This is a genomic window from Janthinobacterium sp. 64, from assembly GCF_002813325.1.
Lineage (GTDB): Bacteria > Pseudomonadota > Gammaproteobacteria > Burkholderiales > Burkholderiaceae_D > Janthinobacterium.
In genome coordinates this window covers 4479876-4498573 of sequence record NZ_PHUG01000001.1, presented here as the reverse complement: position 1 = coordinate 4498573, position 18698 = coordinate 4479876, and the positions used below count along the sequence as shown (strand labels likewise).

The following is an 18698-nucleotide window of genomic DNA, read 5'->3' as shown; positions in this document are numbered from 1 at the left end:
CCTAGCGCTGCGCGATGGCGGTGCTGCGGTATGGCGGCAAGGCATCCACGCTAACGCCCTTGCTGCGCGCGTACAAGGGCAGCACTTGCGCCATGTGGCTGTTCATCTGCGAGATACGGTCCTTGCCCGACGGGTGGGTCGAGAGGAATTCCGGCGGCGCGCCAGCGCTCACGGCGGCCATTTTCTGCCACAGGATCACGCCGGCGCGCGGATCGAAGCCGGCGCGCGCGGCCAGGTCCATGCCGATCAAATCTGCCTCGCGTTCATCGTCGCGCGAGAACTTCAGCATCACGCCCTGCGCCGCCATATTCGTGGCGGTGCTGGTGATGTTCGGATCGACGCCGAGCCAGGCTGACAGCCCGGCGCCGGCCAGCTTGGCGCCGACGGCCGCCAGGTTGCCCTTGCCGGCCTGCGCCTGCGAGTGTTCGCGCAGCGCGTGCGAAATTTCATGCCCCATGACGATGGCCACTTCATCGTCGGTCAGGTTGAGTTTGGTGATGATGCCGCTGTAAAAAGCGATCTGCCCGCCCGGCATGCAAAAGGCATTGACCTCGTCCGAGTTGAGCAGGTTGACCTGCCAGTTCCAGCTGGACGCCGCCTCGTTCCAGCGCGTGGCGAACGGGATGATGCGCTGGGCGATGGCGCGCAGGCGTTTGACCTGCGGATCGCTGTCCGGCATCAGCGCATTTTTTTCCTTCGCTTCGTTGACCAGCTGCGTATATTGTTGCTTCGATTGTGCATTGAAATCGGCGCCGCCGGCAAAGATGCGTGAAGTCGACAAGGGACGTACCTTGATGCCATCCTGGACCGTCGCCTGCTGGGCGTGGACGGACAGGGGCGAGAGCGCGGTGGCGGCACACAGGCTGGCCAGGACGGTGTAACGTTTAAGGGATATTGTTGCCATTGGCAGACCTCCATGGAGCGATTTTAGGCAGCATCATCATGGCCGGGAAGGCCAGGAAGAAGCACACGATGAAAAATGAGAACCAGCCCAGCTCGGCGACCAGGAAGCCCACCGAGGCGTTGATCAGGGTGCGCGGCACGGCGCTCAGGCTGGAAAACAAGGCATATTGCGTGGCAGTGTAGCGCGGGTCCGTGCTGCGCGACAGGAACGCGACAAAGGCGGCCGCGCCCAGGCCCAGGCTGGCGAAAGCTTCAAAACCGATCACGGCGCTCAATAGCATAGTGTTCGGCCCCACCTGCGCCAGCCAGGCGAAGCCGAGAATCGCGATCGCCTGCAATGCGCCAAACACCCACAGGCCCCGGTTGATGCCCAGCTTGAGCATCCACACGCCGCCCACCACGCCGCCGGCCAGACTGGCCCAAAAACCCGTGGTGTTGGCGGCCAGGCCGATCTGCGTCATGCTAAAACCCAGGTCGAGATAAAACTTCGTCGCCAGCGCCGTGGCCATGCTGTCGCCGATTTTGTAGAGTAATACGAAGGCGAGGATCCACATTGCGTTACGCCAACCATCGCGCGCGATGAATTCCTGGAACGGCAGAATGATCGCTTCGCGCATGGTCTTCGGCGGCGAGCCGTAGACGGTCGGCTCCTTGATCAGCAGGGTGCAGACAAACCCCGGCAGCATGAAGGCGGCCGTGATCCAGAAGACGGGCTGCCACGGCATGCGGTCGGCCAGGATCAGCGACAGCGCGCCCGGCACCATGCCCGCCACTTTATACGCGTTGACGATGACGGCCGCGCCCAGGCCCTGCTCGTTATCGCTGAGGATTTCGCGCCGGTAGGCGTCGATGACGATGTCCTGGCTGGCAGACAAAAATGCGACGCCACCGGCGGCCGCCGCGATCAGGCCGATCTGCGTGAGCGGATCGAGCATGCCCATGGCGCCGATGGCAAAGAACAGCGCCACTTGCGTGAGCGCCATCCAGCCGCGCCGCCGCCCCAGTCCCAGGATGCGGTAGCGGTCCATCAGGGGCGCCCACAGGAATTTCCAGATGTACGGGAACTGCACCAGGGCGAACAGCCCCAGCGCCTTGACGTTCAGGCCCGACTTGGCCAGCCATGCCTGCAGCAGGTACAGCAGGATGAACAGGGGCAGGCCGGAACTGAAGCCCAGCACCAGCACGGCCAGCATGCGGCCATTGGCATGGGAACGCCATCCTGGCGCCGGGCTTTTGCTCATCAATGCACCGCTTTTTTACGCAGGCGGAAGACGGCCAGGTCGCCGCGCAGGTTCGGCAGCACGGAGACCATCTTGCCTTCGGCCAGGGCCACGCATTCGATCACTTCCAGGCCGCATTCCTCGGCCAGTTCGCGGAAGTCGTTGATGGTGGCACAGCGCACGTTGGGCGTGTCGTACCACTGGTAGGGCAGCGATTTCGACACGGGCATGCGCCCTTTCAGCAATGCCACGCGGTGCGGCCAGTAGGCGAAATTGGGGAACGAGACGATGGCTTCGGCGCCCACGCGCACGATGTCGCGCAGCAGCGGCTCGACCTGCTTCATCATCTGCAGCGAGGACAGGCACAGCACCGTATCGAAGCTGTTGTCGCCAAAGATGGCCAGGCCCTTTTCCATGTCTTGCTGGATCACGTTCACGCCGCGCAGGGTACTGGCCAGCACCTTGTCGTCGGCGATCTCGATACCATAGCCGCTGCATTCCTTGTCGCTTTGCAGATACTGCAGCATCACGCCTTCGCCGCAGCCCACGTCCAGCACGTGCGCATTGTTCGGCACCCAGTGGGCGATGAAGGCCAGGTCGGGGCGCAGCGCGCTCAATTCGTCAAAAGTCATGCGATCTCCTTGGCGCCCTGGCGGACGGCGGTGTGCTGTGCGGGAGCGGGCAAGCCCGCCCCGATGTCGTTCCATACCTGGCCATAATAGGCGCGCACCATGTTCATGTAGCGCGCATCTTCCAGCAAAAAGGCGTCGTGGCCGTGCGGCGCGTCGATTTCCGCATACGTGACCTGGCGGCGGTTGCAGACCAGCGCTTCGACGATTTCGCGGCTGCGCTCGGGCGAGAAGCGCCAGTCGGTGGAAAACGAGGCGAGGAAGAACTTGGCCTTGGTGCCCGACAGGGCCTTGGCCAGGTCGCCGCCATGCGCGCGCGCCGGATCGAAGTAGTCGAGCGCCTTGGTAATGAGCAGGTAGGTGTTCGCGTCGAAGTATTCGGAGAACTTGTCGCCCTGGTAGCGCAAGTACGATTCAATCTCGAAGTCGATACCGAAGCCGAATTTGTAGTCGCCCGTCTGCGCTGCATCGCGCAGCTTGCGGCCGAATTTCTCGGCCATGTCGTCATTCGACAGATACGTGATGTGGCCCACCATGCGCGCCACGCGCAAGCCGTTCTTCGGCACCACGCCGTGCGCATAGAAGTCGCCGCCATGGTAATCGGGGTCGGACAGGATGGCCTGGCGCGCCACGTCATTGAAGGCGATGTTTTGCGCCGACAGTTTGGCCGTCGAGGCGATCACCACGCAGTGGCGCAGCCGCTCGGGGAACATGATGCTCCACGCCAGCGCCTGCATGCCGCCCAAAGACCCTCCCATCACGGCGGCGAACCGGGTGATGCCCAGTTCATCGGCCAGGCGCGCCTGCGCGCTGACCCAGTCTTCCACCGTGACGACGGGGAAAGAGGCGCCATACGGCTTGCCGGTGGCGGGATTGGTGTGCATGGGGCCCGTCGAGCCGAAGCAGGAACCGAGGTTGTTGACGCCGATGACGAAAAATTTATTGGTGTCGAGCGGCTTGCCCGGTCCCACCATATTGTCCCACCAGCCCGTGCTTTTCGGCTCGTCCGCGTAGACGCCGGCCACGTGGTGCGAGGCGTTCAGGGCGTGGCAGACCAGCACCGCGTTCGATTTGTCGGCGTTCAGGGTGCCGTAGGTTTCATACATCAACATATAGTCGCGCAGCGATGCACCGCTTTGCAGCTGCAGGGGTTGCGCAAAATACATGGTTTGCGGCGAAACGATTCCAATGGATGACATGTGTGTCGGTTTATAAAAGGAGGTGGCCCCACGGGCCATGGTCGATGCAGCACCGCGATGATAGGTGCTGCAACTGTAGCATCAGGACACCTCTTGCCGCGCGCGACGTGTCCTGATGCTTAAGGTGACAGTTTACATGAGCTGCAACTGTTGTACGGCTTCCGCGATCACATTTGGTTCCATGGAACGCATAATTTTGCGCATTTGTGGCGCAATCAGGCCCAGGTCGCTGTTGAGGATCTCTTGCTTGACCGCCAGCAGCTGGGCCGGATGCATGGAAAACTCGCGCAGTCCCATGCCCAGCAGCAAGCGCGTGAGCTTAACGTCGCCCGCCATTTCGCCGCACACGGCCACGTCGATGCCCGCCTTGTGGCCGGCCGCGATCGTCATCGAGATCAGTTGCAGCACGGCCGGGTGCAGCGGATTGTACAAATGCGCCACCTCATAATCCACGCGGTCGATGGCCAGCGTGTACTGGATCAGGTCATTCGTGCCGATCGACAGGAAATCCATGCGCTTGACGAACATGGGCAAGGCCAGCGCCGCGGCGGGAATCTCGATCATGGCGCCCACCTCGACCTCGTCGTCGAACTTGACGCCCTCCTCGCGCAGGCTGGCCTTCGCTTGCGCGATCATGGCCAGCGACTGGTCGATCTCGAACGCATGCGCGAGCATGGGGATCAGGATACGCACCTTGCCGAAGGCCGAGGCGCGCAGGATCGCCCGCAGCTGCGTCAGGAACAGTTGCGGCTCGGCCAGGCAGTAACGGATGGCGCGCAAGCCCAGCGCGGGATTCAAGGCCGTATGGTCGGACTGGTCGAGCGGCTTGTCGGCGCCGATGTCAAGCGTGCGGATGGTCACCACGCGCCCTTTCATCGACTGCACCGTGTTGCGGTAAGCCTCGAACTGTTCATCCTCGGTGGGAATCTTGTGGGCGCGGCCCATGAACAGGAATTCGGAGCGGAACAGGCCCACGCCGCTGGCGCCGGACTCCAGCGCAAACGGACAATCCTCGGGCAGTTCGATATTCGCCAGCAGGGTGATGGGGGTACCGCATTTGGTGACGGCCGGCGTCTTTTTCAGCTTGCCCAGCTTCTTGCGCGCGCGCTGCATGGCCGTCTGGCGCTCGCGGTACTGCTCCAGCACCAGCGCGCTGGGGTTGGCGATGACGACGCCGGCGTCGCCGTCGATGATCAGCCAGTCGTCCTGCTCGATCAGCATCGACGCCTGCGACATGCCGACGGCGGCCGGGATATCGAGGCTGCGCGCGACGATGGCCGTGTGCGAGTTCTGCCCGCCCACGTCGGTAATGAAGCCGATGAAGGAGCGGTCGCGGAACTGCAGCATGTCGGCCGGAGAAATATCGTGCGCGACGACGATCATCTGCGCCACCAGCTCATCCGCCGTGGCCGCCTTGGGCAGCAGCTGTTCCGTGCCCAGCAAGACCTTCAGCACGCGCTCGGCCACTTGCTGGATATCGGCCTTGCGCTCGCGCAGATACGGGTCTTCGATTTCGTCGAACTGCGCCGATAATTCGTCGATTTGCGTCAGCAGCGCCCATTCGGCGTTGTAATGGCGCGAACGGATGATGTCGAGCGGCGCTTCGGCGATCAACGGGTCCGACAGGATCAGCGCATGCACGTCGATGAACGCGCCCAGTTCGGTGGGCGCATCTTTCGGCAGCTCGTTCCACAGGGTTTGCAGTTCCTTGTGAACGGCGGCGATGGCGTTTTGCAGACGCTGGACTTCGGCTTCGATCTGTTCCTGGGCGACCAGGTAGTGTTTGACGTCAAGGGCGGCCGGCGCCAGCAGATGCGCGCGGCCAATGGCGATGCCGCGGGAGACCGGGATGCCGTGGAGCGTGAAAGATGCCATGGGGTGACCTGTCGGAATGCGGCTGCAGCTACGTTCGGCAGGCATTACTCGCCTTCGCCAAACCTGTCATTAATCAGGGCGGTGAGCGCATCGACACATGCCTGCTCATCATCGCCCTCGGCTTCCAGGGTCACTTTTGCACCCTTGCCGGCGGCCAGCATCATCACGCCCATGATGGACTTGGCGTTGATGCGGCGCGCGTTGCGGGTCAGCCAGACGTCGCTCTTGAACTTGGCGGCGAGCTGGGTAAATTTGGCGGAGGCGCGTGCGTGCAGTCCCAGCTTGTTGATGATTTCGAGTTCTTTTTGAATCATTTTTGTATGGTCTCTATCCCTGAATGCACTGCATTGTTGCCAGCCTTTGCCTATAAAACCCGCCGCCTTCAGGGCGGCGGCCATGTCACTCTTTACTCGCCCACGCGAATGCGGTTATCGACGCGCACGGCGCCGCTTTGCGCACCGGCCAGCGCCATCTCCACCACCACGTCGAGCGTGTCGCGGCGATACGTGATGGCGCGCAGCAGCATCGGCAGGCTGATGCCGGCGATGACTTCCACCCGCCCCGCATCGGCCAGCTTGTTGCAGCAGTTCGACGGCGTGCCGCCCTTCACGTCGGTAATCACCAGCACGCCGGAACCGTCGTCGAGGCGGCAGATGGCGTCCGACGCCAGCTTCTGCACTTCCGCCAGGTCCTGGTCGGCGACGACGTCGATGGCTTCAAACCGTTCCGTTGGCCCCCGAAACACATGCGCGCAGGCGGCGATGAAGGCCTGTCCCAGCGGTGCATGTGTCATGAGCAAAATCCCTACCATAGTCATTTCACCTTCTAGCGCTGCTGCGCTTGCGCAACGCCATGCTCGACGGCGTCGACAAACATGGCCGCCACGTCAAAACCCGTCTGCTGCATGATTTCCTGGAAGCAGGTCGGGCTGGTGACATTGACTTCCGTCAGATAGTCGCCGATCACGTCCAATCCTACCAGCATCAGGCCGCGCGCGGCCAGGATCGGGCCAAGCTTTTCTGCGATTTCCAGGTCGCGCGCCGTCAATGGCTGCGCGACGCCCGTGCCGCCGGCGGCCAGGTTGCCGCGCACTTCACCCGCCTGCGGGATGCGCGCCAGCGAAAACGGCACCGGCTTGCCGCCGATGACGAGGATGCGCTTGTCGCCTTTGTCGATGTCGGCGATAAAACGCTGCGCCATGATGGTTTGCGCGCCGTTGTCCGTCAGCGTCTCGATGATGGCGCCCAGGTTCAGGCCATCGGCCTTGACGCGGAAGATGCCCGTGCCGCCCATGCCGTCGAGCGGCTTGAAGATGACGTCCTGGTGTTTGGCGTGGAAGGCGCGCAGGCGCGCTTCGTCCGACGTGACCAGGGTTGGCGAGGTGAATTCGGAAAACTGGGCAATGGCCAGCTTTTCATTGTTGTCGCGGATGGCGGACGGCTTGTTGAAGACACAGGCACCCTGCTTTTCCGCCAGCTCCAGCAGATACGTGCCGTACACGTATTCCATGTCGAACGGCGGATCCTTGCGCTCGATGATGGCGTCCAGGGTGGACAGCCGTACTTCCTCGGTCGAGACGACCTTGTACCAGTCGTGTTCGTCGCCGGTCAGCTCGATATGTTTTACCAATGCCGTGACGATGCCCTCTTCCAGCGCCATGTCCTTCTGTTCGAAGGCATACACGGCGTGGCCGCGTTTGGCCGCCTCGCGCATCATGGCGAAGGTGGAATCTTTGTAAGTCTTGAAGCCTGCCAGCGGGTCGGCAAGGAATGCAATTTTCATGGTGCGTCCAATCGGGGAGCCTGGATAAGGAATGCTTGATTCTAGCCGAGATCGCCAGGCGCGGTAGTCGCCGCGCCCGGCAAGCCTCCGTGGTGGATCAATACACCTCGGGATTCGGGTCCGTGCGCTCCATTTCCAGCGACGCGGCCAGCAAAGCCAGGCGCGCCACCACGCCGTACACATAGAAGCGGTTCGGCGCGGCAGTGCCCGGCTTGGCCTTCAAATCCGGCACGGCATGCTGCTGGGCAAACGCCAGCGGCACGTACTGCGAACCGGGCGCGTTCAGGTTCTGGTCCACGCCCTTTTCCGCATGCACGCGGTAGAAGCCGCCCACCACGTAGCGGTCGATCATGTAGACGACGGGTTCGGCCACGGCATCCTTGATGCTTTCAAAGGTCGGCACGCCTTCCTGGATGATCACGTCGGTCACCAGCTGGCCATCCTTGACGATCGACATTTTTTCGCGCTGCTTGCGCGACAGGTCGCGCACTTCGCTGGCGTCGCGCACCGTCATGATGCCCGTGCCATATGTGCCCGCATCGGGCTTGACGATGACGAACGGTTTTTCCTTGATGCCGTATTCCTTGTATTTCTTGCGGATCTTGGCCAGCAGCACGTCGACGCTGGCGGCCAGCGCATCTTCGCCCTCGCCTTCCTGGAAATTGACGTCGCTGCACTTGGCGTGGAAGGGATTGAGCATCCACGGATCGACATCGATCATCTTGCCGAATTTTTTCACCACTTCATCGTAGGCCGTGTAGTGGTTGCTCTTGCGACGCAAGGCCCAGCCCGCGTGCAAGGGCGGCAGCAGGCTTTGCTCATGAATATTTTGCAAGATATCGGGGATGCCGTCCGACAAGTCGTTATTCAGCAGAATCGTGCACGGGTCGAAATCCTTCAAGCCCAGGCGGCGGCCATTGTTCAGGCGCACGAGCGGCTCGATGACGAGCATGTTGCCATCTGGCAACGCCAACGGTGTCGGCTGGGTGATCTCGGGCGACCAGGAGCCGAAGCGCACGTGCAGTCCCGTCTGGCGGAAGATCTGCATCAGTCGCGCCACGTTTTGCAGGTACTGCGGCGTGGTGTTGTGCAATTCCGGCACGATCAGCAGGTTGCGGGCGTCCGGGCAATACTTGTCGATGGCGGCCATGGCCGCCTGCACGGACAGGGGCAGCATTTCCGTGGCCAGGTTATGAAAACCGCCAGGGAACAGATTGGTATCGACGGGCGCCAGCTTGTAGCCGGCGTTGCGCAAGTCTACCGAGCAATAGAAGGGCGGCGTATGCTCTTGCCACTCCATGCGGAACCAGCGCTCAATGGCCGGCGTCGCGGCCAGAATCTTTTTTTCGAGGTCGAGCAGCGGTCCGGTCAGGGCCGTGACGAGATGGGGAACCATAGTTACATCCTTAAATTATGTGCAGTATTCAAAAAAGCACACAGAACTGCCGACTATATTACCGTGTAAGTACCCCAAATCGGGGCAAAAGCCTTGTTTTAAAGACCTTTTACATTCCCACAACGAAAAAAAGGCACCTCAATGAGGCGCCTTTTCCAGCCGGACATGCCGCGCCGGGGCGCTGGCATGCCAGATAGTGATTATTTAACCATGATACGCCTGCTCGCCGTGGCTCGTGATATCGAGGCCTTCGCGCTCTTCTTCTTCCGGTACGCGCAGGCCGATGACGATGTCGACCAGTTTATAGGCGATGACGGAGACCACGGCCGACCAGATAATGGTGGTGCCGACTGCTTGCGCCTGCACCCACACCTGATGGCCGATGGAATAGGGATCCGCCGACATCTTGTTGGTGACATAGTCGAAGATGCCCTGGCCGCCCAGTTGTGGTGCCGCAAACACACCCGTCAGCAGGGCGCCGAGGATACCACCCACGCCATGCACGCCGAACACGTCGAGCGAATCGTCGGCGCCGATCAGGCGTTTCAGGCCATTCACGCCCCACAGGCAGACGATACCGGCCAGCAAGCCCATGACCAGGCCGCCCATCGGACCGACAAAGCCGGCTGCCGGGGTGATCGCCACCAGGCCGGCCACCGCGCCGGAGGCGCCGCCGAGCATCGATGGCTTGCCTTTGCTGATCCACTCGCCAAATACCCACGACAGGGTGGCGGCGGCAGTGGCCAGCAAGGTGTTGACGAAGGCCAGGGCCGCGACGTCGCCCGCTTCCAGCGAGGAACCGGCATTGAAACCGAACCAGCCCACCCACAGCAGCGAGGCACCGATCATGGTCATCGTCAGCGAGTGCGGCGCCATCGATTCGCGGCCGTAGCCGACGCGCTTGCCGATCATGATGGCACCGACCAGGCCGGCAACGGCGGCGTTGATGTGCACCACGGTGCCGCCGGCGAAGTCCAGCGCGCCTTTTTGCCAGATCCAGCCCGCCTTCAGGGCTTCGCTGGCCGAGGTGGCGGCGTTGGTGATCAGGTCAGGACCGGTCCAGAACCACACCATATGGGCCGCTGGCAGGTAGGCAAACGTGAACCACAGCACGACGAAGGCGAGCACGGCGGAAAACTTGGCGCGTTCGGCAAAGGCGCCGACGATCAGCGCGCAGGTGATGGCGGCAAACGTGCCCTGGAAAGCGACGAACACGAACTCGGGAATGACGACACCCTTGCTGAAGGTAGCGGCGGCGGCAAACGTGCCTTTAGCCGGATCCCAGATGCCGTTCAGGAACAGGCGGTCGAAGCCACCGAAGAAGGCGGTTTTTTCCGTGAAGGCAATCGAGTAGCCATAGATGCACCACAGCACGATGACCAGCGCGAACACCATGAACACCTGCATCAGCACCGACAGCATGTTCTTCGAGCGCACCAGGCCGCCGTAGAACAGGGCCAGGCCGGGGATGGTCATCAAGATCACCAGCAAGGTGCTGATCATCATGAAACTGGTATCGCCCTTGTTGGCGACGGGCGCGGCGGCTGGCGCGGCAGCGGCCGGGGCCGGCGCGGCGGCAGCGGGCGCGGCGTCAGGTACGGGCGTGACGGCAGGGGCGGCGACGGCCGTGGTCGTGGCCGCCTCCGTCTTGGCGGGCGCATCGGCAAAGCTTGGCGTGGCGACGCCAAACGCACACAGGCAGGCTATCCCGGCGAGCAATTTTGTTATATTTTTATGCATCAATATTCCCCTTAGAGCGCTTCGTTGCCGGTTTCACCGGTACGGATGCGGATGACCTGTTCCAGGTTGTAGACGAAAATCTTGCCATCGCCGATTTTACCGGTACGCGCGGCACCTTCGATCGCTTCGATGGCCTGGTCGACAATGGCGTCATCGACGGCCGCTTCAATCTTGGTTTTTGGCAAAAAATCGACGACATACTCAGCACCACGGTAGAGTTCCGTGTGCCCTTTCTGGCGGCCGAAACCTTTGACTTCCGTGACGGTAATGCCTTGCACATTGATAGCCGACAAGGCTTCGCGCACTTCGTCCAGTTTGAACGGTTTAATGATTGCGGTAATCATTTTCATGGCAGTCTCGCTTAAAAGGTTTTGGACACGGTCAGCACGAGACCGGATTTCGCCAGGTTCTTGCCATTCGGTGCCAGCGACGTGATGTTGGCCTTGACGGCGGCCAGAGCCACGGTCACTACGCCGAAATCCTTGGTCACGCCGATCTTGTAATCGTTGTAGCTGAGGGCATCGTTGTGCTCGACTTTCTGGCGCCCGGCATGCAGGTTCAGCATGTAGCCATCATGCACCTCGACGTTGGCGCCCACGTCGAGGTAGCCGCTGTTCTTGCTGTCGGCGACACCGAACAGGTTCGTGGTCGAATGCGAGTATTTGACATAAACCGGGCCATAGCCGAGCTGGCCGTACAGCTCGAAGGTATTCGCATTGGTGCTCAGCCCATTCGAGGGATAGAAGTAATACAGGCCGCCCACGTCATAAGTGAAATCCTTGTTGATCTCGCCACGCTTGCCGCCGTAGACATCCCATTCCAGGTTGGTATCGCCGCCGCCATCCTTGATCCATTTGATGCTCGACAGCCAGGTGCCGACATACAGGCCCGTCGGATTGTGGGTATAGTCGGCACCGCCGCTGACGGCCGGGTTCAGGCGGCTTTGCGACACACCGCGGTAACGGTAATCGCTGGTCAGCGCCACGTTGTAGCTCACCACGTTATCAGGTACGGCTTCGGCCGCAGCAGGCGCTGCCACTGCATCCTGGGCCATGGCGCTACCGCACACGGCGGTCATGGCCAGCGTCAACGCGGCTACTAAAGTCATGTTCTTGGACAGATTCTTCATGGCGATTCCCTTTTATTGAACTTTTAAAGCGGTTGAGGTTTAAAATCTTGGCTGGAGATCACAAAGCGTTCATACCTTCTTTAGCAGAATACGTGCCAGCTCTCAGCCACCTTGACAGGTGCATTTCCGTCCATACATACCCTGCAAGCCCTTGGACATGCGGGTATGGACTGCTGAAGCGTTGTAGATTTGCCTATTTCCGCACCAGATTAACACTGCTGTGCACCGCAATGGTGCGATGCACATGCCGCACCATAAAAGGACTGACCATGGACATGAATACCTTCTTTAACGACTTGCAAGGCAAGATTCACCAGGCCATCGAAAACTCGCCGGCCAAGGATATCGAGAAAAACGTGAAATCGATGATGACCCAGGGCTTCGCCCGCCTCGATCTCGTCACGCGCGAAGAATTCGATATCCAGGCGCAAGTGCTGGCCAAGACCCGCGCCAAGCTCGACGCACTGGAATTGCGCCTGATCGAACTGGAAACGCGCCTGAACGACCCAAAGGCATAAAGTACCGCCAGCAAGGTCGCGTTATGCACGGCCTTGCTGGCATATCTCAAGCCTGACAGCGCTTCAAGCGCTAGACTGATCCTGACCGCGCTCGCGCCACAGGGGAGTCTGATGAGTCTGGCCGTCCTGAAAAGCCGCGCCCTGGCCGGCATGGAGGCGCCCGAGGTAAGTGTCGAAGTCCACCTTGCCAATGGCTTGCCCTCATTTACCATCGTCGGCCTGCCGGATACGGAAGTGAAGGAATCGCGCGACCGCGTGCGGGCCGCGCTGCAAAATTGCGGCTTTGAGATGCCGGCACGGCGCATCACGGCCAATCTGGCGCCGGCAGACCTGCCCAAGGAATCGGGCCGCTTCGACTTGCCCATTGCGCTGGGCATCCTGGCCGCCTCCGGCCAGTTGCCGGGCGACCAATTACACCACTATGAATTCGCGGGCGAACTGTCGCTCTCGGGCCAGCTGCGTCCCATCCGCGGCGCGCTGGCCATGACTTTTGCCATGCAGCGCAGCCAGTCGGGCGCACCACGCGCCTTCATCCTGCCGCAGGCGAACGCGGACGAGGCCGCTCTCGTCAGCGATGCCTGCATCTATCCCGCCCACAGCCTGCTCGAGGTCTGCGCGCACTTTGCCGCGCCCGCCAGCCACACGGCCCTGCAACGCCACCAGCCCGTGCTGGCAGCACAGGTTTTTGCATATCCCGACTTTGCCGATGTGCAAGGGCAGCAGCAAGCGCGACGCGCACTGGAAGTGGCGGCCGCGGGCGGTCACAACGTCTTGATGATTGGCCCTCCAGGCGCGGGCAAGACCATGCTGGCCAGTCGCTTTCCCGGCGTGCTGCCGCCCATGAGCGATGCAGAGGCGCTGGAATCGGCTGCCGTCCATTCGCTGGGTGGTCACTTCAAGGTGGAACACTGGAAACGCCGTCCCTATCGCGCGCCGCATCAGACGGCGTCCGGCGTAGCCCTGGTGGGCGGCGGCAACGTGCCGCGCCCGGGAGAAATCTCGCTGGCCCACTGCGGCGTGCTGTTTCTCGATGAAATCGCCGAATTCCAGCGCCGGGTACTCGATGTCTTGCGCCAGCCGATGGAATCGGGCGTCATCAGCATTTCACGCGCGGCCCGCCAGGCCGAGTTTCCTGCCCGCTTTCAGTTGATCGCCGCCATGAATCCCTGCCCGTGCGGCTATCTTGGCCACGCTTCGGGCCGTTGCCGCTGCACGCCGGACGCCGTGCTCCGTTATCACAATCGCCTGTCCGGCCCGCTGCTCGACCGTATCGACCTGCAAATCGAAGTTGCCGCCATGCCACCGGCGGCGCTGGGCCGACACGCTGGCGCCGGTGAAAGCACGCAAGCCATCGCCACCCGGGTAGCGGCAGCCTTTGCCCTGCAACTGGCACGCCAGGGAAAAGCGAACCAGCGCCTGAGCAGCACGGAAATTGAACAGCATTGTCGTCTGGAAACGCATGGCGAACAGTTGCTGCATGGCGCCATGGCGCGTCTGCACTGGTCCGCACGCACCTACCACCGGGTATTGCGCGTGGCGCGCAGTATCGCGGACCTGGCGGGCAGCCCTGACATCACGCAGGCGCATGTTGCCGAAGCGATCCAGTACCGGCGCGTGCTGCGTGAAATATAAAGCGACCAGTGAAAGCCACACGTGCGCGATTGCACGGGACTGGCGGCACTGCTACCATCTGCTGATGAAAAAACCATCACTTGCTCTCTTGCTGGCTACGCTCGCGGCCGCCAGCATCCTGTCCGCGTGCAGTCCGAAATTCGACTGGCGCGACTATCGCAGCCCCGACGCCCAGTTCACGGCCCTGTTTCCAGGCAAGCCGGCCGTGCTGACACGCGAGATCGATCTCGATGGCAAGAAAGTCAGCCTCACCATGACGGCGAGCGAGGTTGATGGCAATACCTTCGCCATCGGCAGCGCCGTACTCGACAGCGCAGAACAGGCGCAAGCGGCCTTGCCCGCCATGCAGACTGCCCTGTTGAAAAATATCAATGGCACCGTGCGCAGCGAAAAATCGGCCTCGGCAGCCAGCAGCACGGCGGCCGGAACGCACCAGCGCAGCTCGCTCAGCGTCGAAGCGACGGGGACGCAGCAAGGAAAACCCGTCCTGCTGGTCGGGCGTTTTGTGGCACAGGATAAACGCATCTTCCAGATCATCATTCTCGGCGAAGAAAGCAAGCTGTCGCGTGACACCATCGACACCTTCATGGACTCAGTGAAACTGGATTGAGACTTAACGATCGCTTAAACGGCTGTTGTTGCGGTAAGCAAGCTCTTGTAAATACGTGTGTTGTCCAACAGATGGCCCTATCCGGCTTGCAAATATGCAATCCGGGCAAACGGACGGTCTGTGCGATATTTCAAGTCGTGATATTGTTTCGACACTAACAACAAGTCTCAGAAAGCGCTTATGTTGATCTCATTCAAATCCAAATCCTCCCCAGAAGTGCTGATGTACCAGGAACATGCCCAGCGCATCCTCGACATCCTGCACAAGAACCCCACGCGCGGCGTCATCACGCCAGCTGAAGCGGGCGATGCCCTGGCCCTGCTGGAAAAAGAAGTCGCGGAAAGCAAACTGCATCCGGAAAATGACATCGAACACGATGCGCATACCCCGGAAACATTGGAAGATGGCGAATCGGGCGCCCATGCACGCGCGCAAAAAGTGCATTTTTCGCAGCGCGCCTATCCCTTGATGGAAATGCTGCGCTCGGCCAAGGCGGAAAATGAAAGCATCACCTGGGGCATCTGATCCGATGAATGTTGCAGACGAAAAAAAACCCCGCACCTAGCGGGGTTTTTTTATATAACAAGCCTGACGATAACCTACTTTCACACTGGTTGCAGCACTATCATCGGCGCAAAGTTGTTTCACGGTCCTGTTCGGGATGGGAAGGGGTGGGACCAACTTGCTATGGTCATCAGGCATAACTTTTTCAACAGCCTGCTCCCAACGGGGCAGCAAACCATCTGATCTGAGGAGGCGAATTATATAGCAATTTGCCTGAAGATGGGGATAAAAGTGGCGATTTGTCGCGATAAAACCACCAGACGAAAAAAAACCCGACCATTGCTGATCGGGTTTTTCTCTACTGCGTATAACAAGCCTGACGATAACCTACTTTCACACTGGTTGCAGCACTATCATCGGCGCAAAGTTGTTTCACGGTCCTGTTCGGGATGGGAAGGGGTGGGACCAACTTGCTATGGTCATCAGGCATAACTTGTACTGGCATTTGTCCTCAATGGAGCGACAAAGCCTGAATCTGGAAGAAGCAAAGATTGGGGTAATGACTGGTAGTATCAACAAACACGCAACGTTGTACCGTCTTATCCTCTGTACCTGCTAAGGTTATAGGGACAAGCCGTACGGGCAATTAGTACTGGTTAGCTTAATGCATTACTGCACTTCCACACCCAGCCTATCAACGTCCTGGTCTCGAACGACCCTTCAAAGAGCTCAAGGCTCTGGGAAATCTCATCTCAAGGCAAGTTTCCCGCTTAGATGCTTTCAGCGGTTATCTCTTCCGTATTTAGCTACCCGGCAATGCCACTGGCGTGACAACCGGTACACCAGAGATACGTCCACTCCGGTCCTCTCGTACTAGGAGCAGCCCCCTTCAAATTTCCAACGCCCACGGCAGATAGGGACCAAACTGTCTCACGACGTTTTAAACCCAGCTCACGTACCACTTTAAATGGCGAACAGCCATACCCTTGGGACCGGCTACAGCCCCAGGATGTGATGAGCCGACATCGAGGTGCCAAACTCCCCCGTCGATATGAACTCTTGGGAGGAATCAGCCTGTTATCCCCAGAGTACCTTTTATCCGTTGAGCGATGGCCCTTCCATACAGAACCACCGGATCACTATGTCCTACTTTCGTACCTGCTCGACTTGTCAGTCTCGCAGTTAAGCACGCTTATGCCATTGCACTATCAACACGATGTCCGACCGTATCTAGCGTACCTTCGAACTCCTCCGTTACACTTTAGGAGGAGACCGCCCCAGTCAAACTGCCTACCATGCACTGTCCCCGATCCGGATAACGGACCAAGGTTAGAACCTCAAACAAACCAGGGTGGTATTTCAAGGTTGGCTCCACGAGAACTAGCGTCCCCGCTTCAAAGCCTCCCACCTATCCTACACAGATTGGTTCAAAGTCCAATGCAAAGCTACAGTAAAGGTTCATGGGGTCTTTCCGTCTAGCCGCGGGTAGATTGCATCATCACAAACATTTCAACTTCGCTGAGTCTCGGGAGGAGACAGTGTGGCCATCGTTACGCCATTCGTGCAGGTCGGAACTTACCCGACAAGGAATTTCGCTACCTTAGGACCGTTATAGTTACGGCCGCCGTTTACTGGGACTTCAATCAAGAGCTTGCACCCCATCATTTAATCTTCCAGCACCGGGCAGGCGTCACACCCTATACGTCCACTTTCGTGTTTGCAGAGTGCTGTGTTTTTATTAAACAGTCGCAGCCACCAGTTTATTGCAACCCTTTCACCCTCATGGAGTAAACCAATCAAGCTACCGGGGCGTACCTTTTCCCGAAGTTACGGTACCAATTTGCCGAGTTCCTTCTCCCGAGTTCTCTCAAGCGCCTTAGAATACTCATCTCGCCCACCTGTGTCGGTTTGCGGTACGGTCTCGTATGACTGAAGCTTAGAGGCTTTTCTTGGAACCACTTCCGATTGCTTCGTGCACAAGTGCACTCGTCTCAACCCCTTGAATTCCGCACCCGGATTTGCCTAAGTGCCTTCTATGAGCCAAAAACCAACTATTCCAACAGTTGGACAACCTTCCGCGATCCGTCCCCCCATCGCATCATACGACGGTGCAGGAATATTAACCTGCTTCCCATCAGCTACGCATCTCTGCCTCGCCTTAGGGGCCGACTCACCCTGCTCCGATGAACGTTGAACAGGAAACCTTGGGCTTACGGCGTGGAGGCTTTTCACCCCCATTATCGCTACTCATGTCAGCATTCGCACTTCTGATACCTCCAGCATCCTTTACAAGACACCTTCGCAGGCTTACAGAACGCTCTCCTACCATATATATTGCTATATATCCGCAGCTTCGGTGACTGGCTTAGCCCCGTTACATCTTCCGCGCAGGACGACTCGATCAGTGAGCTATTACGCTTTCTTTAAATGATGGCTGCTTCTAAGCCAACATCCTGACTGTTTTAGCCTTCCCACTTCGTTTTCCACTTAGCCAATCTTTGGGACCTTAGCTGGCGGTCTGGGTTGTTTCCCTCTTGACGCCGGACGTTAGCACCCGACGTCTGTCTCCCAAGCTCGCACTCATCGGTATTCGGAGTTTGCAATGGTTTGGTAAGTCGCAATGACCCCCTAGCCATAACAGTGCTCTACCCCCGATGGTGATACTTGAGGCACTACCTAAATAGTTTTCGGAGAGAACCAGCTATTTCCAAGTTTGTTTAGCCTTTCACCCCTACCCACAGCTCATCCCCTAATTTTTCAACATTAGTGGGTTCGGACCTCCAGGGCGTGTTACCGCACCTTCATCCTGGCCATGAGTAGATCACTTGGTTTCGGGTCTACACCCAGCGACTGATCGCCCTATTCGGACTCGATTTCTCTACGGCTTCCCTATGCGGTTAACCTTGCCACTGAATGTAAGTCGCTGACCCATTATACAAAAGGTACGCAGTCACGGAACAAGTCCGCTCCTACTGTTTGTATGCACACGGTTTCAGGATCTATTTCACTCCCCTTCCGGGGTTCTTTTCGCCTTTCCCTCACGGTACTGGTTCACTATCGGTCGATTACGAGTATTTAGCCTTGGAGGATGGTCCCCCCATATTCAGACAGGATGTCACGTGTCCCGCCCTACTTGTCGTACGCTTAGTATCACCGGTCTGATTTCGAATACGGGACTATCACCCGCTACGGTTCCTATTTCCAGAGGATTCTTCTATCAGTCCGACTATCACGTACAGGCTCTTCCCATTTCGCTCGCCGCTACTTTGGGAATCTCGGTTGATTTCTTTTCCTGCAGCTACTTAGATGTTTCAGTTCGCCGCGTTCGCCTTGCATACCTATGTATTCAGTATGCAATACCCTAAAAGGGTGGGTTGCCCCATTCGGAAATCTGCGGATCAAAGTGTGTTTGCTCACTCCCCGCAGCTTATCGCAAGCTACTACGTCCTTCATCGCCTGTAATCGCCAAGGCATCCACCATGTGCACTTATTCGCTTGTCCCTATAACGTTAGCCTCTCATCATTTGCATGATGAAAGAGCGTTACAGGAATAAGAAAGTA

General features: G+C 59.3%; 16 protein-coding genes and 3 rRNA genes. 4 read left to right on the top strand and 15 right to left on the bottom strand.

Annotated elements, in window-relative coordinates; genetic code table 11:
• Position 1: 1 nt before the first annotated feature.
• The 12 genes from CLU91_RS19790 to CLU91_RS19735 form a co-directional block, all read right to left on the bottom strand.
• Positions 2-904 (bottom strand): M48 family metallopeptidase, encoded by a 903-nt coding sequence (locus CLU91_RS19790; RefSeq protein ID WP_100875494.1) that lies wholly within the window; start codon positions 902-904, stop codon positions 2-4.
• Complete coding sequence (locus tag CLU91_RS19785) at positions 885-2144, bottom strand: AmpG family muropeptide MFS transporter (RefSeq protein ID WP_100875493.1); 1260 nt, start codon at positions 2142-2144, stop codon at positions 885-887. The genes CLU91_RS19790 and CLU91_RS19785 overlap by 20 nt, the downstream gene beginning before the upstream one ends.
• On the bottom strand, positions 2144-2755 hold the full coding sequence (metW, locus tag CLU91_RS19780) for a methionine biosynthesis protein MetW (protein WP_070222822.1): 612 nt from the start codon (positions 2753-2755) through the stop codon (positions 2144-2146). Before metW ends, CLU91_RS19785 begins: the two co-directional genes overlap by 1 nt.
• Complete coding sequence (gene metX / locus CLU91_RS19775) at positions 2752-3951, bottom strand: homoserine O-succinyltransferase MetX (RefSeq protein ID WP_100875492.1); 1200 nt, start codon at positions 3949-3951, stop codon at positions 2752-2754. The genes metW and metX overlap by 4 nt, the downstream gene beginning before the upstream one ends.
• 132 nt (positions 3952-4083) lie before the next feature.
• The gene (gene ptsP / locus CLU91_RS19770; protein ID WP_100875491.1) at positions 4084-5826 is read right to left on the bottom strand and encodes a phosphoenolpyruvate--protein phosphotransferase; all 1743 of its coding nucleotides are present in this window, start codon (positions 5824-5826) and stop codon (positions 4084-4086) included.
• A gap of 44 nt (positions 5827-5870) precedes the next feature.
• Positions 5871-6140 carry an HPr family phosphocarrier protein gene (locus tag CLU91_RS19765; protein ID WP_010393142.1) on the bottom strand — a complete coding sequence of 90 codons (270 nt, stop codon included), beginning with the start codon at positions 6138-6140 and terminating at the stop codon, positions 5871-5873.
• A 92-nt stretch (positions 6141-6232) separates the two neighbouring features.
• Positions 6233-6637, bottom strand: coding sequence for a PTS sugar transporter subunit IIA (locus tag CLU91_RS19760; protein WP_035824452.1), 405 nt, complete (start codon positions 6635-6637; stop codon positions 6233-6235).
• A 14-nt stretch (positions 6638-6651) separates the two neighbouring features.
• Positions 6652-7608 carry a glutathione synthase gene (gshB, locus tag CLU91_RS19755; RefSeq protein WP_100875490.1) on the bottom strand — a complete coding sequence of 319 codons (957 nt, stop codon included), beginning with the start codon at positions 7606-7608 and terminating at the stop codon, positions 6652-6654.
• Between the two features lie 97 nt (positions 7609-7705).
• Positions 7706-9004, bottom strand: a complete 1299-nt coding sequence (gene gshA / locus CLU91_RS19750; protein ID WP_034749425.1) for a glutamate--cysteine ligase — start codon at positions 9002-9004, stop codon at positions 7706-7708.
• Between the two features lie 204 nt (positions 9005-9208).
• Positions 9209-10744, bottom strand: a complete 1536-nt coding sequence (locus CLU91_RS19745) for an ammonium transporter (protein WP_100875489.1) — start codon at positions 10742-10744, stop codon at positions 9209-9211.
• 11 nt (positions 10745-10755) lie between these two features.
• Positions 10756-11094 carry a P-II family nitrogen regulator gene (locus CLU91_RS19740; RefSeq protein WP_010393464.1) on the bottom strand — a complete coding sequence of 113 codons (339 nt, stop codon included), beginning with the start codon at positions 11092-11094 and terminating at the stop codon, positions 10756-10758.
• 11 nt (positions 11095-11105) lie between these two features.
• Complete coding sequence (locus CLU91_RS19735; RefSeq protein ID WP_100875488.1) at positions 11106-11873, bottom strand: TorF family putative porin; 768 nt, start codon at positions 11871-11873, stop codon at positions 11106-11108.
• A gap of 269 nt (positions 11874-12142) precedes the next feature.
• Between CLU91_RS19735 and CLU91_RS19730 the strand changes: the two genes are divergently transcribed.
• The 4 genes from CLU91_RS19730 (at position 12143) to CLU91_RS19715 (ending at position 15158) form a co-directional block, all read left to right on the top strand.
• Entirely contained in the window at positions 12143-12391 is a 249-nt protein-coding gene (locus CLU91_RS19730) for an accessory factor UbiK family protein (RefSeq protein ID WP_035824443.1), read from the top strand.
• 111 nt (positions 12392-12502) lie between these two features.
• Positions 12503-14023: a YifB family Mg chelatase-like AAA ATPase gene (locus CLU91_RS19725; protein ID WP_100875487.1), complete on the top strand. Its 1521-nt coding sequence runs from the start codon at positions 12503-12505 to the stop codon at positions 14021-14023.
• A 64-nt stretch (positions 14024-14087) separates the two neighbouring features.
• Positions 14088-14633 (top strand): hypothetical protein, encoded by a 546-nt coding sequence (locus tag CLU91_RS19720; protein ID WP_100875486.1) that lies wholly within the window; start codon positions 14088-14090, stop codon positions 14631-14633.
• 180 nt (positions 14634-14813) lie between these two features.
• The gene (locus CLU91_RS19715; protein WP_100875485.1) at positions 14814-15158 is read left to right on the top strand and encodes a DUF1840 domain-containing protein; all 345 of its coding nucleotides are present in this window, start codon (positions 14814-14816) and stop codon (positions 15156-15158) included.
• 61 nt (positions 15159-15219) lie between these two features.
• Here CLU91_RS19715 and rrf (CLU91_RS19710) read toward each other — a convergent pair.
• The 3 genes from rrf (CLU91_RS19710) to CLU91_RS19700 all read right to left on the bottom strand — a co-directional run bounded on the left by rrf (CLU91_RS19710) (position 15220) and on the right by CLU91_RS19700 (position 18638).
• Positions 15220-15332 (bottom strand): 5S ribosomal RNA (gene rrf / locus CLU91_RS19710).
• Between the two features lie 179 nt (positions 15333-15511).
• Positions 15512-15624, bottom strand: a 5S ribosomal RNA gene (gene rrf / locus CLU91_RS19705).
• A gap of 138 nt (positions 15625-15762) precedes the next feature.
• A 23S ribosomal RNA gene (locus CLU91_RS19700) occupies positions 15763-18638 on the bottom strand.
• Positions 18639-18698 lie beyond the last annotated feature (60 nt).

Bases quoted from the DNA above. Each gene is read 5' to 3' on its own strand.
- metW (WP_070222822.1), bottom strand. From the start codon at position 2,755: ATGACTTTTGACGAATTGAGCGCGCTGCGCCCCGACCTGGCCTTCATC.
- CLU91_RS19735 (WP_100875488.1), bottom strand. From the start codon at position 11,873: ATGAAGAATCTGTCCAAGAACATGACTTTAGTAGCCGCGTTGACGCTG.
- CLU91_RS19720 (WP_100875486.1), top strand. From the start codon at position 14,088: ATGAAAAAACCATCACTTGCTCTCTTGCTGGCTACGCTCGCGGCCGCC.
- CLU91_RS19790 (WP_100875494.1), bottom strand. From the start codon at position 904: ATGGCAACAATATCCCTTAAACGTTACACCGTCCTGGCCAGCCTGTGT.
- CLU91_RS19760 (WP_035824452.1), bottom strand. From the start codon at position 6,637: ATGGTAGGGATTTTGCTCATGACACATGCACCGCTGGGACAGGCCTTC.
- gshA (WP_034749425.1), bottom strand. From the start codon at position 9,004: ATGGTTCCCCATCTCGTCACGGCCCTGACCGGACCGCTGCTCGACCTC.
- CLU91_RS19785 (WP_100875493.1), bottom strand. From the start codon at position 2,144: ATGAGCAAAAGCCCGGCGCCAGGATGGCGTTCCCATGCCAATGGCCGC.
- metX (WP_100875492.1), bottom strand. From the start codon at position 3,951: ATGTCATCCATTGGAATCGTTTCGCCGCAAACCATGTATTTTGCGCAA.
- CLU91_RS19725 (WP_100875487.1), top strand. From the start codon at position 12,503: ATGAGTCTGGCCGTCCTGAAAAGCCGCGCCCTGGCCGGCATGGAGGCG.
- CLU91_RS19715 (WP_100875485.1), top strand. From the start codon at position 14,814: ATGTTGATCTCATTCAAATCCAAATCCTCCCCAGAAGTGCTGATGTAC.
- CLU91_RS19745 (WP_100875489.1), bottom strand. From the start codon at position 10,744: ATGCATAAAAATATAACAAAATTGCTCGCCGGGATAGCCTGCCTGTGT.
- CLU91_RS19765 (WP_010393142.1), bottom strand. From the start codon at position 6,140: ATGATTCAAAAAGAACTCGAAATCATCAACAAGCTGGGACTGCACGCA.
- ptsP (WP_100875491.1), bottom strand. From the start codon at position 5,826: ATGGCATCTTTCACGCTCCACGGCATCCCGGTCTCCCGCGGCATCGCC.
- gshB (WP_100875490.1), bottom strand. From the start codon at position 7,608: ATGAAAATTGCATTCCTTGCCGACCCGCTGGCAGGCTTCAAGACTTAC.
- CLU91_RS19740 (WP_010393464.1), bottom strand. From the start codon at position 11,094: ATGAAAATGATTACCGCAATCATTAAACCGTTCAAACTGGACGAAGTG.
- CLU91_RS19730 (WP_035824443.1), top strand. From the start codon at position 12,143: ATGGACATGAATACCTTCTTTAACGACTTGCAAGGCAAGATTCACCAG.